The 15,098-nt window shown below is 61.6% G+C and carries 17 protein-coding genes; 7 read left to right on the top strand and 10 right to left on the bottom strand.

All coding sequences use genetic code 11. From position 1 onward, the window contains the following. Positions 1-601 (top strand): helix-turn-helix domain-containing protein (locus AC4FIJ_RS15665; RefSeq protein ID WP_490337578.1); only part of this gene is annotated, 601 nt, incomplete at its 5' end. Positions 602-617: 16 nt separating this feature from the next. Here the strand turns inward: AC4FIJ_RS15665 and AC4FIJ_RS15660 are convergent. The 7 genes from AC4FIJ_RS15660 to AC4FIJ_RS15630 all read right to left on the bottom strand — a co-directional run bounded on the left by AC4FIJ_RS15660 (position 618) and on the right by AC4FIJ_RS15630 (position 5,672). Further along, entirely contained in the window at positions 618-1,382 is a 765-nt protein-coding gene (locus tag AC4FIJ_RS15660; protein ID WP_490337577.1) for an alpha/beta hydrolase, read from the bottom strand. Further along, complete coding sequence (locus AC4FIJ_RS15655) at positions 1,379-2,107, bottom strand: nuclear transport factor 2 family protein (RefSeq protein WP_490337576.1); 729 nt, start codon at positions 2,105-2,107, stop codon at positions 1,379-1,381. Before AC4FIJ_RS15655 ends, AC4FIJ_RS15660 begins: the two co-directional genes overlap by 4 nt. An 80-nt stretch (positions 2,108-2,187) precedes the next feature. Then, a complete protein-coding gene (locus tag AC4FIJ_RS15650; RefSeq protein WP_490337575.1) occupies positions 2,188-2,550 on the bottom strand; it encodes a nuclear transport factor 2 family protein in 363 nt (120 codons plus the stop codon). Positions 2,551-2,648: 98 nt separating this feature from the next. After that, complete coding sequence (locus AC4FIJ_RS15645) at positions 2,649-3,302, bottom strand: hydrolase (RefSeq protein WP_490337574.1); 654 nt, start codon at positions 3,300-3,302, stop codon at positions 2,649-2,651. Positions 3,303-3,573: 271 nt separating this feature from the next. After that, entirely contained in the window at positions 3,574-3,771 is a 198-nt protein-coding gene (locus AC4FIJ_RS15640) for a hypothetical protein (protein ID WP_490337573.1), read from the bottom strand. A gap of 124 nt (positions 3,772-3,895) precedes the next feature. Beyond that, positions 3,896-4,753: an alpha/beta fold hydrolase gene (locus AC4FIJ_RS15635; protein ID WP_490337572.1), complete on the bottom strand. Its 858-nt coding sequence runs from the start codon at positions 4,751-4,753 to the stop codon at positions 3,896-3,898. 88 nt (positions 4,754-4,841) lie between these two features. After that, positions 4,842-5,672 carry an alpha/beta fold hydrolase gene (locus AC4FIJ_RS15630; protein ID WP_490337571.1) on the bottom strand — a complete coding sequence of 277 codons (831 nt, stop codon included), beginning with the start codon at positions 5,670-5,672 and terminating at the stop codon, positions 4,842-4,844. Positions 5,673-6,254: 582 nt separating this feature from the next. Between AC4FIJ_RS15630 and AC4FIJ_RS15625 the strand changes: the two genes are divergently transcribed. The 5 genes from AC4FIJ_RS15625 (at position 6,255) to AC4FIJ_RS15605 (ending at position 13,144) form a co-directional block, all read left to right on the top strand. After that, positions 6,255-7,349, top strand: coding sequence for a zinc-dependent alcohol dehydrogenase family protein (locus tag AC4FIJ_RS15625; RefSeq protein WP_490337570.1), 1,095 nt, complete (start codon positions 6,255-6,257; stop codon positions 7,347-7,349). Continuing rightward, positions 7,324-8,580, top strand: coding sequence for a DUF5996 family protein (locus AC4FIJ_RS15620; RefSeq protein ID WP_490337569.1), 1,257 nt, complete (start codon positions 7,324-7,326; stop codon positions 8,578-8,580). The genes AC4FIJ_RS15625 and AC4FIJ_RS15620 overlap by 26 nt, the downstream gene beginning before the upstream one ends. An 84-nt stretch (positions 8,581-8,664) precedes the next feature. Continuing rightward, positions 8,665-9,078 carry a RidA family protein gene (locus AC4FIJ_RS15615; protein ID WP_490337568.1) on the top strand — a complete coding sequence of 138 codons (414 nt, stop codon included), beginning with the start codon at positions 8,665-8,667 and terminating at the stop codon, positions 9,076-9,078. Positions 9,079-9,747: 669 nt separating this feature from the next. Next, positions 9,748-11,820: a TonB-dependent receptor gene (locus tag AC4FIJ_RS15610; protein ID WP_490337567.1), complete on the top strand. Its 2,073-nt coding sequence runs from the start codon at positions 9,748-9,750 to the stop codon at positions 11,818-11,820. Further along, the gene (locus AC4FIJ_RS15605) at positions 11,732-13,144 is read left to right on the top strand and encodes an alkaline phosphatase D family protein (protein WP_490337566.1); all 1,413 of its coding nucleotides are present in this window, start codon (positions 11,732-11,734) and stop codon (positions 13,142-13,144) included. The genes AC4FIJ_RS15610 and AC4FIJ_RS15605 overlap by 89 nt, the downstream gene beginning before the upstream one ends. A 220-nt stretch (positions 13,145-13,364) precedes the next feature. On the opposite strand, the gene AC4FIJ_RS15600 is transcribed toward AC4FIJ_RS15605, so the two are convergent. The 3 genes from AC4FIJ_RS15600 to AC4FIJ_RS15590 all read right to left on the bottom strand — a co-directional run bounded on the left by AC4FIJ_RS15600 (position 13,365) and on the right by AC4FIJ_RS15590 (position 14,641). After that, positions 13,365-13,769, bottom strand: coding sequence for a hypothetical protein (locus tag AC4FIJ_RS15600; RefSeq protein ID WP_490337565.1), 405 nt, complete (start codon positions 13,767-13,769; stop codon positions 13,365-13,367). A gap of 135 nt (positions 13,770-13,904) precedes the next feature. Beyond that, the gene (locus AC4FIJ_RS15595) at positions 13,905-14,126 is read right to left on the bottom strand and encodes a thiol-disulfide oxidoreductase DCC family protein (RefSeq protein ID WP_490337564.1); all 222 of its coding nucleotides are present in this window, start codon (positions 14,124-14,126) and stop codon (positions 13,905-13,907) included. Between the two features lie 68 nt (positions 14,127-14,194). After that, positions 14,195-14,641 carry an FAD-dependent oxidoreductase gene (locus AC4FIJ_RS15590; RefSeq protein ID WP_490337563.1) on the bottom strand — a complete coding sequence of 149 codons (447 nt, stop codon included), beginning with the start codon at positions 14,639-14,641 and terminating at the stop codon, positions 14,195-14,197. Between the two features lie 6 nt (positions 14,642-14,647). On the opposite strand from AC4FIJ_RS15590, the gene AC4FIJ_RS15585 reads away from it, so the two are divergent. After that, the gene (locus AC4FIJ_RS15585; protein ID WP_490337562.1) at positions 14,648-15,079 is read left to right on the top strand and encodes a hypothetical protein; all 432 of its coding nucleotides are present in this window, start codon (positions 14,648-14,650) and stop codon (positions 15,077-15,079) included. The last annotated feature ends 19 nt before the right edge of the window (positions 15,080-15,098 follow it).

Here is a 15,098-nt window from a genome sequence, read left to right as displayed (position 1 = left end):
CCGCAGCAACACTGCGCCGCCGCTACCGTGGTCTAATTTTGCACCGCCGTTCTCATTCTCGTTCGATGACCTGGATATCTTCCGCGCACCGCAGGCGACGCCGACCATCCGGTCAGCGCTTCGAAAGCTGTGGTCTCTCAGCGTGAACGAGGGTGCCCCATCACGTCTGCTGGCACGCGCTGCGGGCTGCGAAATCCTCGCTGAACTCTGTCGCTCGGCCGGCGCGCCGCTCGCCCCTGCCAAGGGGGGCCTCGCACCTTGGGCGAAAAGGCGCTGCCTGGATCTGATGCATGCGCGGCTTGCGGAGGATATCAGCCTCGACGAACTGGCTGCCGAGACGCAGCTCTCGTCCTTCCATTTCGCGCGCATGTTCAAGCAGAGCCTGGGGGTGCCGCCCCGCCTTTACCTTACACGGCTGAGAGTGGAGAAAGCCTGCGCACTCCTCGAACGGTCGGACCTTTCGATCACGCAGATCGCGCTTGAGGTCGGCTACTCTTCGAACCAGGTCCTCGCCCGGGTATTTCTTCAGCACATGCATCTCAGCCCGTCCGACTACAGGCGCGCGGTTCGCGATCCCGTCCGATCCGTAGCATTGCAGTGAGGGCCGCGCCGTTCGCTTATTCCACCGCTTCGGCGGCCTGCCGGATCACATAGGACACTTCGTCGGGATTTGTCATCGGCAACATGTGTCCGTTCTCGATATTCTCGACTGTCGAGCCGGCCCGCTGCGACATCCGGCGCTGCAGGTCGGGCGCGATCGTTCGGTCGAGTGTTGCTATGACCGACCAGTTTGGCTTGTAGTTCCACGCCGCCGCCTGTGCCCGGTATTCGAGGATCGCCGAGCTGGATGCAGTCTGCGACCGCGCGACGAAGATGGCATCCTCCTCGGACAGACCATTGCCAACCACCGAGAGAAAGGCGTCTTCATGGATGAGGTAATGTCCATCCTCGAAGACGGTGAGGCTGTCGGCCGTGAACCCGGCAGGAGCGGAGGCCAACAGGCTCCCGCCGCTTTCGCCGACATCGAGCTGGAATGCCGCGACGTAGACGAGGCCTTTAACGTCCGGGTCCGCGCCGACTTCGCTGATCACGACGCCGCCATAGGAATGCCCGACCAGCAGCATCGGGCCTTCCTGCAGGTCGACGATCCGCTGGACCGCGGCAATGTCCTCTTCGGTAGAGGTCAAGGGCATCTGCACGATCGTCACCATGTAGTTTTCCGCGGTCAGGCGGTCGTAGACGTCGCGCCAGGTGCTGCCGTCGACGTTTGCGCCGTGCACGAGAACGATGTTCTTCACCTTGGCGAGGGCCGCAACTGGCTGCATCGCGACGACGCCTGCGGCCACGGCGCCGTGGATCAGCAAGGATTTCACCTTGTTCATGAGCGTGTTTCCATCTCGTCCGGATCGAACATCGCACGACCGTCTGCTCCGGAAGCCGGGGGGACATCGTTCTGCAAGACGTCCCAGTGTTCGGCCAGCTTGCCGTCTTCGACACGGAAGATATCGACCACGACCTGGGGCTCCTCGGCCCAGCCGCTGATCCGGCCGTGGATGGCGACCAGATCGTCTCCGGCAATGACCAGGCCAGGCTCGTAGTAGACGTGTTCCGGCAGCGCGGCGACTATGGCCTGCAACGCGTCGCGGCCTTGCGGAATGTCAGGATTGTGCTGGATGTAGTCGCGGGCGTAAAGCCGTTGGACGGCCGATGCATCATGGCGCTGGAACAGTGACGTCATCGCTTCGAGGACCAATTTCTTGTTGCGCTGAGGGCGGTCGTCGGAGGTGCGATCCGCCGGTCGCGTGATCGCCATCGTGCCCCTCATCCGCAGGAACCGGCCATCGGGCAAGGTCGCGAACGAGAAGACAAGACCGCGATCGAAGTCCTGGATATTCGTGACCGAGGCACCGCTCGCTTCCTGCCAGCTTACGGCAAAGATGCTGTTGCCGATTGGCACGACCTGAATATCGACGGTTTCGGCGCGGGCAAAAGGCCCTTCCTTGATCTCGAACACCAGTTGGGTGGTCGACAGTAGCGTCAGGCTAACTTGGAAGGAAGGATATCTTACGTCCATTTCCAGCCCGACAGGAAAGCCATATTCGGACATTTGCAGCAACTCCTTTACCCGCACGGAGGCACGAGCCGGACAGCAGAAAGCGCGATCTCCGCGCGGAGCATCATCGCCGTTCAGGGATCAGGCTGATCGAGGAAAACATGCAGGACCCGAATGAGGCCGCCTTCGACACGAGCGACATCGGTGCCCGTCGCTGCGGCGGGACCTCCGGACGAGCCGACCCTCCACTGCAAACGGCCGACGCCGTGATGGCCTGATGCCGGCCTTATCGCAGTGAAAACGAAATCTTCAGGCAGATGCTCGAGGATTTCGGTTACGGCCTGCGAGATTGCGTCATGCCCACGCCATGACCGCTCGGCTTCGTGAAACTCCGCATCTTCTTCGTAGATCTTCCGGATCTGCAGAATACGCCTGGCTGGGTCGCGTTCGCCGAAAACCAGATCGAGATTGTTCTTCATGATCGTTGCGAAATCCATCTCTCACTCCCTCGTGGCAGCTTCGGACAGAATTGCCGGTGACGAGGCCGGGGCCATTCCGTTCATGCCCCGGGCTCGCCTCTTCATCCGCGTCCGGATCAACCCGACGTGCCCGGCACCGTTGTGTTGAGCAATTGCTGCTCCCAGAGATAGGCGATGGCGCTGCCGCCGATATGATCCCTGAGGGCATCGTTGAGCGGCATGGCGGTCTCGGCCCGTGCCCAGTCGCGTTGCCATTCGGAAGCGAGGGCCAGCCAGGTCATCATGTTGATGCCGGCGGCGATCATGCGCTGTATCGCGACCTCATGCGCTTCCAGTGACGTGCCGCCCGACGCATCGGTGATCACGGTAACGTCCCAACCTTCGCCAGCGGCCTGTATCGCGGGCATCGCAACGCAGATTTCGGTCCATAATCCGGCAATGATCAGCTGTTTGCGGCCGGTCGCCTTGACGGCGTTCACGACCTTCGGATCCTCCCAGGTATTGATCGTCGTGCGGTCGATGACTTCATTATCGGGGAAGACGTCGGTGACATGCGGGAAGATGACGCCGCCGCGGGCGGCAACGACGCTGGTCAGGATCGTGGGCACGCCGAACACCTTGGCCACCTTGGCGAGCGCAGTGGTATTATTCACCACCATGTGCGGGTCATGGCTGTTCAGGTTGGCGAGTTGATAGGGTTGATGGTCGATCAGGACGAGGACCGAATCTTCGGGACGGAGAAGCGAGTCGAGGCCATTGCGGTAGGTCATTTGCTGTCCTTTGCGTCTGTGGGGGGAGCCATGCTCTGGAAGCGAAACTAGAGGCCATGCCCGATCGGCGCGGCGCAGAAGCTGCCGTCAAAGTGCCGATCTTGCTGTGATGTCGGTTTTGCCGAGCGCCGGCGCCCTTTCTGGAGGGGGGGCGAACCGGTGATTGCCTATCTTAACGCCGATCGCTTCCATGTCTGCTTTGCAGGGGACCGGTGGATCGGGTTGAAGTCCCAAGCCGTTAACGCTCGGAAGACTTCGAAGCGCCGCGTGATCAGGTTCGTTCCCGCTCCTGATCGTGGGCATGGGTGATGGCATTCAGGACCTCCCGCGACAGGCAATCCGGCTGCAGAACGACCTTGCCATCGCTCGCCCGGGCGACATCCCGCTTATGGAAAGTCACATCGCCAAAATTTTTGATGTAGACGATCAGCGTGTCGGCCCGGATATGCCGCACGGCGCCGATACTCACATCGCCGTCATGAGCGAAGACTGCCCAATCCTCCGTGATATTTCCAAAGCACATGATGGCACCTTCGATAGGCTGATGATTGCATATAACCGGCGATCAGGCGGCCGGGGTGGCAAGGCCCGCCCTAGAGATGTCGGCCCAGGAAACGGCGGATGAACTCGGCAATTTCGCCGACATGTGTTTCCAGGGCAAAATGGCCGGTGTCGAGCAGGTGCACCTGCGCATCGGGCAGATCGCGCTTGTACGCCTCCGCACCCGCGGGGATGAATGCCGGGTCATGCCGCCCCCATACCGCGAGCAAAGGCGGCTGATGCTTGCGGAAGTAGGCCTGGAATTCCGGATAGCGCTCCAGATTGCTGCGGTAGTCCAGTATCAGGTCCAGCTGGATTTCCTGTGCCCCCGGTCGAGACATCAAGGCAATGTCCAGCAAGTAACCATCGGGGGCGAGCAGGTTCGGCCCGGTGCCGGTGCGATACTGCCAATTCTCGATGACCTCGGCCGAAAGCGATTCACGGCAGGCTTCCCGGTTTTCGGGACTGGGGTCGCGCCAATAGGCTTGCCACGGCCCCCACTCGTCACTGAAACCGTCGAGATAGGCGTTGCCGTTCTGGCTGATCAGGGCGGTTATGCGTTCGGGATGCGAGGTCGCCAGCCGGTAACCGACCGGGGCTCCATAATCGAAGACATAAAGGGCATAGCGGTCGAGGCCGAGGGCCTGCGTGAACCCTTCGATGACTTCCGCGAGATTGTCGAATGTATACTCGAAAGCGCCCCGATCCGGCGCTTGTGTCTGGCCAAAGCCCGGCAGGTCCGGAGCAATCACGCGATAGCGATCGGCGAGCAGCGGAATGAGCTCGCGAAACATGTGGCTCGATGAGGGGAAGCCGTGGAGCAGCAGGAGGACAGGCGCGTTCTTCGGGCCCGCCTCGCGGAAGAAGACGTTTACGGCCCCCACCTGTTGCGTTCTGTAATTGACGGACATTTCAACCTCCTCGATTGGGCCGGTGAACAATGGGACGGCCTGGATGTCCGATTCCGCTCATGCCGATCAGCCGGGGCCGGCCGCCTCATCAGGTGCGGGCAAAGGCCAGCAGGTCCGAGTTCACCAGTTCGGGATGCGTGGCGAACAGGCCGTGCGAAAGACCCGGATAGCTTTTCAGCGTTCCGTCCCGCACCAGCCTGACCGCCTTGTGAGCCGAGTTTTCGATAGGGACGATCTGGTCGTCCTCACCGTGCAGGAACAGCACCGGAACCGTGATGGTCTCCAGATCGCCGGTGAAGTCGGTTTCCGAAAATGCCTTGATACAATCGTAGTGAGCCTTTGCGCCGCCGGCCATTCCCTGGCGCCACCAATTGTCGATCAGACCCTGGCTCACCTCCGCACCCTCGCGATTGAAGCCATAGAACGGGCCGCTCGGGATGCCCTTGTAGAATTCCGCTCGGTTCCGGGACAGCGCCTCGCGAAACCCGTCGAAGACCTCCATGGGAATGCCGTCCGGGTTCCTGTCCGACTTGACCATCACAGGGGGGACGGCGCCGATCATCACTGCCTTGGCAACGCGACCGCGCTCGGCCCGGGCGGCATAGCGGACGACCTCGCCGCCGCCGGTCGAATGGCCGATATGAATGACATCCTGAAGATCCAGCGCCTTCACGATTGCCGCGACATCGTCGGCGTAGGTGTCCATTTCGTTGCCCGTATCGGTCTGGTCCGATCTTCCATGGCCCCGCCGGTCATGGGCGATCACGCGGTAGCCCTGAGACAGGAAGAAAAGCATCTGGCTGTCCCAGTCGTCGGAGCTCAGCGGCCAGCCATGGTGAAACATCACCGGCTGCGCGTCCTTCGGACCCAGATCCTTGTAGTACAGATTGGTGCCGTCGGATGTGGTGATAATGGCCATGACCGGATTCCTTCAGGTTGAGCTTGGGCAAATTTCGCGAACCTACGGCGCCGCGGCGCCTGTCGCGAGGCATGGGACCGCTTGTGCTGTCTCTCGCTTCTCCAGTTTGCGTTAGTTTCCGAACGAAGGCGCTCGGTGGCTGCAACCCGATGAGACTAGCAAGCGTTCAGGCAACGCGCGGCGCGGAAGCTGCGGCTGCGTTGCCGATCTTGCGGGGGAGGCACTGCTTGGCAGCATCTTTTCAGGAAATGCCCGTCACCCGCCATTTGCCACTGCAGTTCCCGACACCCGGTGCTTCAACTGCGGCGGACGGCCTTGGGCTTCACCTGAATGCGAACGCACGACTGACCCTCGGCGATTGAGCGCTACGCCGAGGAAGTGCGCAATTTCGGCAACTACGGAGCAGTCCCCGCACCGCATTGTTTCGACGTTACGGTAATTTGGGGTCGATGCCGCGATCGCGAGTGCCCTGCAATCACCGGCAGTGCAGTACCCTGAGGAATAGAGGAAGCACAGGCGGATGACCCACCCGTTTTGGCTTCAATGTGACGGCGCGCTTCGATACGACGAAAGGAAGACAACATGTCCGACACGATAAAGGCCGTCGTCCTGACCCGCTTCGGCGGTCCCGACGCATTCGAGGCGCAGGATCTTCCTGTCCCTCCGGTCGGCTCGCGGCAGGTTCGCGTTCGCGTTCACGCCACGGCAATCAATCCGCTCGATTATCAGATCCGCCGCGGCGACTATGCCGATTACGTCCCGCTGCCAGCCATTATCGGACATGACATTTCCGGCGTTGTGGAAGCCGTCGGCGCAGAGGTCACCGAATTCGCTCCCGGCGACGAGGTATATTACACGCCGAAGATATTCGGCGGCGCCGGGTCCTATGCCGAGGTTCACGTCGCCGACGTCGATCTCGTGGGACGCAAGCCCCGCAACCTGTCGCACGTCGAGGCAGCGAGCCTGACGCTCGTAGGCGGGACCGTCTGGGAGGCCCTCGTCGCTCGCGCGGGTCTTCGCGTCGGCGAAACGATCCTCATCCACGGCGGCGCCGGCGGCGTCGGAACGATCGCGATCCAGATCGCAAAGACCATCGGGGCCCGGGTCATTACGACTGCACGCGGCCACAACCATGATTTCGTCCGCGCACTCGGGGCGGACGATGTGGTCGACTATGCCGGTGCCGATTACGTCGACGCCGTGCAAGCGCTCACCGGCGGACATGGAGTCGACGTTGTTTTCGACACGATCGGCGGCGACACCCTGACAAAGAGCCCGCTCGTGCTGGCGCCATTCGGGCGCGTGGTGTCGATTGTCGATATCGCGACGCCACAAAACCTGGTCGAGGCCTGGGGGCGCAATGCCTCCTATCACTTTGTCTTTACCCGCCAGAACCGCGGCAAGCTCGACGAATTGACAAACCTTGTCGAACGCGGGCTGGTGCGGCCGGTGATTGGCGCCGTTCTGCCGCTCGAACGCATCGGTGAGGGGCACGAAGTGCTGGAGACGGGTTCGCGCAGGGGTCTTCGGGGGAAGGTCGCGATCGATGTTTCCGGAGAAGCGGAAATTTTTGTACCTCCGCTTACCGAGCGGAATGACGCGTGGTCGAGAGACGGTGCAACGCTCGCCAACACCGAATGGAGAACGCAACATGACGAACAATTGGCCCCGGCTTGACTACCTCGGTTGGCGTGAAACCTGCTCGGCGCTTCATCTCTACCTTCAGATTGCAGGCAAGTACCGGCTGGCTCACAGTCCCTGGCTCAACCATTCCTGGAACGCGACGTTTTACGTCACGCCTCGCGGGCTGGCATCCTCGCCCATTCCTGACGGCCCGGGGATCGAGATCCTGTTCGATCTTCTTACGCACGAAGTCGTGGGAACCTGCGGCGATGGCGGAAGGGCTGCCTTCGCGCTCGAGCCGATGACAGTGGCCAAGTTCCACTCCCAATTCGTCGCGCTCATCTCGGAGCTTGGCGGAACGCCGAACTTCGATGGGAAACCGAACGAAGTACCCGACCCGGTCCCTTTCAGGGAAGACGATCGCGACCGGCCTTACGACCGCGATGCGGTTCAGCGCTATCATCAGGCGCTGGTGGCGGTCGACAAGGTATTCAATCGGTTCCGGACCTCGTTTCTCGGCAAGTCCAGCCCCGTGCATCTGTTCTGGGGCGCCCTGGACCTGGCTGTCACCCGCTTTTCGGGCCGGCGCGCGCCGCTCCACCCCGGCGGCATTCCCGCCTTGCCAGACGACGTGGCGCAGGAAGCCTACGACCGCGAGGTGTCTTCGGCAGGCTTCTGGCCAGGCGGTGGCGGCATAGATTATCCTGCCTTCTACGCTTACGCATATCCCGCGCCGAACGGTTACCGCCGCGCCTCTGTTCAGCCCGATTCCGCGTTCTGGCATGAGCAGCTTTCCGAATTCATCCTGCCCTACGACGCCGTCCAGACTGCACAGGATGGCGATGCCGCACTGATGGCCTTTCTCAGATCGACCTATGAAGCTGCCGCGGACCTCGGAAACTGGGATCGCGACGTGCTGGAATGCGCAATCGGGCGACCTGCTGCGGTGCGGCAACCGGACGCCGTATCGGTGCAACATCGCACGCCGCTGCCTGAAGAGCCGGTTCAACGAGAGGACGGCGCCTCCAAAGGGCGCTACCACATGCTCGTCGACGGCTCCGAAGCCGAGATGACCTACAGCCGCGCCAACAAGGCGCTCCTTATCATCGATCATACCGAAGTGCCCGACGCCTTGCGCGGGCGCAGGGTCGGCGAAAGCATGGTGCGAAAAGCCGTCGACGATGCACGCAGTGAGGGATTCAAGATCATCCCTTTATGCCCGTTTGCAAAGGCGCAGATCGACCGAAATCCTGAACTTCAGGACGTTCTTCAACGACCCTCGTGACGCCGAAATCCAGATCGAATCTAACCAACAAGGGTGGCGGCTCCCACTCACGCCATGCTTCTTCTCAAGAACCGAGGATCTACCATGAGCACCAGCCAAGCGATCTTCCCCGCCGATCGGCATGCACTGTACGAGCAGCACGGCTATTCTGCTGCGATCCGCTCCGGCAGTCTCCTGTTCGTGTCCGGGCAAGTCGGTAGTCGTGACGACGGCACACCGGAACCCGACTTCGAGGCGCAGGTCGAGCGAGCCTTCACCAACCTGATAGCAGTCCTGGCCGCTGCGGGGTGCGACCTTGGCGATATCGTCGATGTGACGACCTTTCACACCGATCCCGAACGCCAGTTCGATACCATCATGAATGTGAAGCGCCGCCATTTTCGGGAGGCACCCTATCCGAACTGGACAGCTGTCGGGGTGAACTGGCTGGCCGGTTTCGACTTCGAGATAAAGGTGATTGCACGCATCCCCGATGCTCCAGACCATCTCGATTTTTGACGGGGGTCACTTGAATCGCCGCGATGCCGCAGGTGCATACATGCCTACCCCGATAAAGTGGTTGGCGCGCGGCCAAGGCTGTTGTCGCGCCATCTCCACCGAAAGCGCAATTTCCGTTCCTGCACCAATCGCGGTCGCCAGCGAGTCGTCAGCTCCTTGAAGCTGCCGGTGTATTTGCGGACATGCGGGTTCTTGGAACTTCGACGACGTTAGCCTGCCACTACGTCAGTTGCGGCGCCTAACCGACATACACCCTCGGCTGGCGGAGTGGCTTAGTCTGGTCGACTGCTGCCCTTGGCTAATGCTTCGTTGAACGTCCGCTTCAACCATGCCACCGCCAAAACCTGCCGGTCTGCAGTCGGCCAGTTCCGGTAGCCAGTGACAGCCTGAACCTACGGCAGCTTCTGCTAGTGTGACCCGAGACCGAGAATGACCGCTTTGTCGGCGTCCCCGGGCGGTGGACTGATAATTCTCATGACCGGCAGGTGTCGACCAATTCTCGCCTTTCCGATGCTGCACAGCTTGCGTCCGCTTACGCCGACATTCCGGTCATTCGCACCGCAATATGAGATCCGTAGAGAGTCGATTGAGACAGCGCTGTAACGGTCAGTCACGATGGCGTCACTCAGATCCATCAGGGGCCCGCTGATACGTTAACAGGGGTCTCTAATGAAGCCGCATTCGTTCTTCGCAATTTCGCTTTGCCTCACCGCTTCGGCGCTCCCGGTCGAGCATGCACTTGCTCAAGCCGCCGCCCAGCCAGCACAGGACAACGCAATAGCGGCGGAGGGGTATATCCTCGTTACCGCCCAGAAAATCGTGCAGCGCGCCATTGACGTACCTATAACCATGTCCGTGCTGGACGGGGCGCGAATGGAGCAGCTTGGTGTCAGCGACCTTGACGAGCTGTCCAACTACGTCCCGGGTCTCAACATTCAGGAGCAGAGCGCCAACAATCCGGGCATCGTCATTCGCGGCATCACGTCCGATTCCGGTTCCGCGCAGCAAGGGCCGCGCGTCACGCTCTATTACAACGGCGTCGACATTTCCCGTTCGCGCGGCTCGTATCAGGCGGTCTACGACATGGAACGGGTGGAGGTGATCAAGGGACCGCAGGCGACGCTGTTCGGCACCGCGTCCGCCGTCGGCGCGATCAGCCTGGTGTCCGCCAGGCCACGTCCGGGTTTCGCGGCAGAGCTTACCGGCGGTTACGGCAATTTCGATTCGACCCTCCTGTCGGGCTACATCAATGCCGGCTCGGATATCGTCGCGGGGCGCATTGCTGCCGAATGGCGCAAGCGCGACGGTTACGTGACCAATCTCTCCGACAGGCAGGACGACCTTTATGCGCAGGACCAACTTGGTGCCCGTGGATCGCTTCGCTTCACGCCGGGCTCGCGACTGACGGTAGACCTGATCGGCACCTATGACCGCCAGCGCAATTCGGGCACGCCGTTCATTTCCGGAACCTTCGCGACCGAAGCGGGCCCTGCCGATCCGTTCGGCGACGCCAACCTCGGCGGCTCGCCCTATTCCGCCGATACGCTCGGCGGATCCGATCTGGGCCTCGTGCGCGATGTCTACGATGTCAATCTGACGGCGGCCTACGAATTGTCGGACTCGCTTACCTTCACCACGGTCAACGGCTATCGTAAGTTCGACAGTGCCGAGGTATTCGATGCCGACGGTTCCGCCGCCCCCTTCCTCGAGTTCGCCGAAATCGCGAACGGAGACCAGTTCAGCCACGAGGGGCGCTTCAGCTATGTCGATCCAGACTGGCGGGCGTCCTTCGGCTGGAACTTCTTTACCGAGGACGGCTATCAGAACGTGCCTTTCTCAACCGAGGAGGGGCTCTTCCTGCAGTGCCTTACCAGCGTCGCGACGCCCAGCCCGCTCATCCCGGGAATTCCCTGCGTGGCCGCAGATGGCAGCGTCCCCGCACTGGCTGTCACGTCGCTTGCCACGGGCGGGATGTTGTCTGCCATCCCCTACACGTCGACCTTCGAGAACCGCGGACAGAACGACAGCTATTCGGTCTTCGGCGACGTCACCTTCCTTCCGGTCCCCGCGCTCGAGTTGACAGCTGGCCTGCGCCTGCTGATCGAGAAACGGCGCTCCGCCTATGTCACCGACGTCCCGAACTCGGTTCTTTCGGGCGCGCCGCTCATTCCCGGACAGATCGATACCGCGGGGCAGGTGTTCAGCGCAGATCGCAGCTATTCCGCCGCGCTTCCACGCTTCAACGCGCTGTATCGCCTGTCGGACAGGCTCAATGTATTCGCCACCGTTTCCAAGGGTCGCCGCTCGCCCGTCGTGCAGATCAATGCGGCCCGCGACGCAAGCGGAAATGCCATGCCCAATCTGCAGCTGGTCCCGGAAGAGACGGTGTGGAACTACGAAGGCGGCGTGAAGTTTGCCAGCCCGATCGTGTCCGGGTCGCTGGGCGCCTATTACCAGGTCTACGATGGCTTTCAGGTCAGCGTGACACAGGACGATGGCAGCACGCGGACCGAAAGCGCCGGCAAGGCCAGCAATCTAGGCGTGGAGGCCGAAGTCAACCTGCGCCCAACCGACTGGGTCAGCGTGTTCGGCAATGTCGGCTATATCGATGGCGGCATCGACGAAAACGACGGTTTCGCCAGCGCATTTTCGGGTGCACGCTTCCGGCTTCAGCCCGAATGGCAGGCCGCGGCGGGAGGTCGAAGGGCTGAAGCCCGGGCGCGAATACTGGTATCGCTTTAAGGGAAGTGACGGCACGCTGTCCGGCGAAGGGCGCTTCCGCACCTTGCCGGTGGGCCGCGTGGACGATCTCGTACTGGCCGTGGTCTCATGCCAGCTTTATCCGGGCGGCTTCTACAACGCCTATGCCGATATGGCGAAACGCGAACGGCTGGATGCCGTGATCCATTTGGGCGACTACATTTACGAATACGGACCCGAAGGGTACGGCGGCGATATCGGCAAGCGCCTGGGACGCCTTCCCGAACCCGGGCACGAGATCCTTTCGCTGGACGATTATCGCAGGCGCCACGCCCAGGTGAAAGCCGATCCCGACATGCAGGCCGCGCATGCGCGGGCCGCCTTCATTTGCGTCTGGGACGATCACGAGGTGACCAACGACGACTGGGTTGGCGGCGCCCAGAACCACCAAGAAGATACCGAGGGTGCTTGGTCCGCGCGCAAGGCCGTGGCCATGCAGGCCTATTTCGAATGGATGCCCATTCGCGACCCTTCGGCCGTCCGGGCGAAGGAGGCGATATTCCGCAGTTTCGAGTTCGGCGATCTTGCGACCCTGGCGATGACCGAAACCCGCCTGCTGGCGCGGAGCAAGCAGCTGAGCTTTGCAGGCGAACCCGGGAATGCCGACGACTACGCCGCGTTTCTGGCTCAGCGTGCTCGCGAGGATCGTGAACTGCTCGGAACCGAACAGCGCGATTGGCTGACCGGAGTGCTGAGGGAATCGGTCGATGCGGGCAAGCCGTGGCAATTGATCGGCAATCAGGTCGTGATGGCGAAAGTGGCCGGACCTGACCTGGAAAAGGCGCTGGGCACCGATCGCTATGCCGCGCTGCTGGCCAAGCTGCCCGCTCCGTATGACAGGGGCGTGCCTGCCGCAGTTGAACGCTATCGCAATGGGGTTCCCTTTAATCTCGACAGCTGGGACGGCTATCCCGCGGCGCGCGAACGCCTGTATTCCGCCTTTCGCGAAGCGGGGACGCGGCCGATCGTGCTGGCCGGCGACAGCCATGCCAGCTGGGCCAATAATTTGTACGATGACACGGGCAATCTTGTTGCAGTGGAATCCGGTTGCACCGCAATTTCCAGCCCTTCTTATGGCGCATTGCTGCCCGGTATTGGGACGCTGATCGCCCAGGCCAATGACGAGGTCGCCTACTGCAATCAGGACCTCAAGGGATACACGCTCCTAACCCTTGGCCGCGACAGGGCTCGGGCCGACTACATCACCGTGTCCACGGTGCTTTCCCGCGATTTCGCTACAAAGGTGGATGCGAGTTTCGTGACCGGAGCGAAGACGCGGTTTGGTCCGTGGACGAAAGAGGGCTGATTTTCAGACGGTGCTCGCAGGGTGATGCTTCCTGAAGCCGGTGCAAATGTCGCGGGGCGGGGATGCCTCCAGCCCGCGACTGTACCGAATAGCTCAGAACCGCAAACGTGGTTGCACTGGCACTCAGGACGCGTCCTGCCACAACCACCGATCTAAATCCGACAGCGACCCTAGCACGACCGTAGTCGACCGGTTCCAGACCATGGTCCGAGCCTCACAACTAGCGGACGGAACCATTCGCCCTGCCTTTGATCCACTCGAAGGCTACCAGCGCTAGAAAAACCGCTATCAACGCTCCCCATTGATAAAGCGGCAGGAAGATTGTCACCAAGCCCGCTGTAGATGACTGGGGTGCAATCAGGCCGTCGTAATAGGCCACCGCGCTCGTGAGCATAAACGCCGCCATGTAGATGCCCATCGTTGCGATCCTTGTGAGCGAAGGTCGCCTCTTGGCTATAGCATACGCAGCGATCGCGGGGCCAACCATCCAAGCCATCAACGGTAGCGCAAAGATCCACCACCAATGCTCTGGCGGTTCGCCAGCGTTCAGGCACACCCCGACAATCGCAACAACTGCAACTATGGCAGCAAGTCTGATGACCCGAAGCGCGATTGACGTGTTCATGCCCAATCTTCATCCCGAGATGCCAAATAGCTACAGCAAATTCGGCTGTGATTGCCTAGTCTAGGTAGGACTGATGGATGGTCGACAGATTTGCGACGATCTTGCGCAAAAGCGGCCATGCGTTCGAGGTCCAGTTTAGCCGGAACGAGCCCGGCCTCGTTCTCGCGGAAGGATCTCGCCTTTGCCACAGATCGCGATGGCCGCATCGCTGTTGCGAAAGGCCATGCCGCCATCGATGACGATCAGCGTGTCGGGGTCCTCGGGATCGACGTCGCAGCGCCGCAGAATGGCCGCGCCGACCGCGCCCTTCATCGCGGCAAAGCGAAAATGGATCGTAGCGCAACACGAACCGCGCATTGGCTGAGCACAGGACGCAGTGCCCGTCGAACACGATCACCGGGTCGCCGGCGATGCCGTCGTCCCCGTCATGCATCGGCTAGCCCCAGCCCCGGTAGAGGATTGGCGACCAGACCGGCCACCATCGCGGCCTGGATCCTGTTTGCCGGCCACAGACGCGACAGCGGCCCCACCAGACGGTCTCTTATGAAGGGCAATACGCGGCTGTCGGATTGATAGACCGGCGTGAACAGCCAAGTCAGCGATTGATAGATTTCGACATGACCGCGGCGCAGTTCGACCGCATCGCGCAGGGCTGCCGCAACATCCGCGTTGCGTGCCATCGCCACGGACAGCGCCCATGCATCGAGCAGCGCCATGTTCGCTCCTTGCCCCAGCTGTGGACTGGCTGAGTTCCATGCATCGCCGATATGGATCATTGCCTCTTCGGCGGGGCGTTCCAGCGTTCGGCGGGCATAGCGTGCAAAGACGAACTGTGCCGGTTCGGTGAGGCGGTGCTCGGTCTCATACGGCACGCGATATTGACCCCGACACTCGCGGCAGCGTTCGCCGAAGAATTTAACGACGAGTTGCAGCGTCAGGTTTCAGGAAACGAAGCCGCTGTCACAGCTGACGCTCAGCGTCTGGAGCAAATCCAGGCTGAACTCTCCAATCTCGAACAGAACCTTCTGGCAGGACGCGTAAGCGATACGCTCGCCCGTCTGATCGAAGAACGGGAAGCCGAGAAGCGCAGGCTCAAGACTAGGCAGGAAGGCAATGCTTCTCCCGCTCCGACGATAAAGCCGATCGGCGCCGACGAACTGAAGTCCCTCTTCGAAGCGAAGGTCGCCAACCTTCACAATGCGCTAGAGGATTCCGACGTGCGCCTTGCTGCCATATCGGTCGTGCAGGCGCTGATAACGCGGATCGCGATCTATCGTAACCGTGGCGTGCAGGCCGCCTTGTCGAGGTAGGCGGCGCCAGCCACTGAGT

The sequence above is a fragment of the Croceicoccus sp. genome (assembly GCF_983967925.1).
The sequence above is the reverse complement of the archived record's forward strand: the minus strand, read 5'-3'. Positions and strand labels throughout refer to the sequence as shown.

What these genes read in the sequence shown, in the direction of transcription:
- AC4FIJ_RS15660 (WP_490337577.1), bottom strand. Translation starts at nt 1,382, where the DNA reads ATGAACAAGGTGAAATCCTTGCTGATCCACGGCGCCGTGGCCGCAGGC.
- AC4FIJ_RS15655 (WP_490337576.1), bottom strand. Translation starts at nt 2,107, where the DNA reads ATGTCCGAATATGGCTTTCCTGTCGGGCTGGAAATGGACGTAAGATAT.
- AC4FIJ_RS15650 (WP_490337575.1), bottom strand. Translation starts at nt 2,550, where the DNA reads ATGGATTTCGCAACGATCATGAAGAACAATCTCGATCTGGTTTTCGGC.
- AC4FIJ_RS15645 (WP_490337574.1), bottom strand. Translation starts at nt 3,302, where the DNA reads ATGACCTACCGCAATGGCCTCGACTCGCTTCTCCGTCCCGAAGATTCG.
- AC4FIJ_RS15635 (WP_490337572.1), bottom strand. Translation starts at nt 4,753, where the DNA reads ATGTCCGTCAATTACAGAACGCAACAGGTGGGGGCCGTAAACGTCTTC.
- AC4FIJ_RS15630 (WP_490337571.1), bottom strand. Translation starts at nt 5,672, where the DNA reads ATGGCCATTATCACCACATCCGACGGCACCAATCTGTACTACAAGGAT.
- AC4FIJ_RS15625 (WP_490337570.1), top strand. Translation starts at nt 6,255, where the DNA reads ATGTCCGACACGATAAAGGCCGTCGTCCTGACCCGCTTCGGCGGTCCC.
- AC4FIJ_RS15620 (WP_490337569.1), top strand. Translation starts at nt 7,324, where the DNA reads ATGACGAACAATTGGCCCCGGCTTGACTACCTCGGTTGGCGTGAAACC.
- AC4FIJ_RS15615 (WP_490337568.1), top strand. Translation starts at nt 8,665, where the DNA reads ATGAGCACCAGCCAAGCGATCTTCCCCGCCGATCGGCATGCACTGTAC.
- AC4FIJ_RS15610 (WP_490337567.1), top strand. Translation starts at nt 9,748, where the DNA reads ATGAAGCCGCATTCGTTCTTCGCAATTTCGCTTTGCCTCACCGCTTCG.
- AC4FIJ_RS15600 (WP_490337565.1), bottom strand. Translation starts at nt 13,769, where the DNA reads ATGAACACGTCAATCGCGCTTCGGGTCATCAGACTTGCTGCCATAGTT.
- AC4FIJ_RS15595 (WP_490337564.1), bottom strand. Translation starts at nt 14,126, where the DNA reads ATGCGCGGTTCGTGTTGCGCTACGATCCATTTTCGCTTTGCCGCGATG.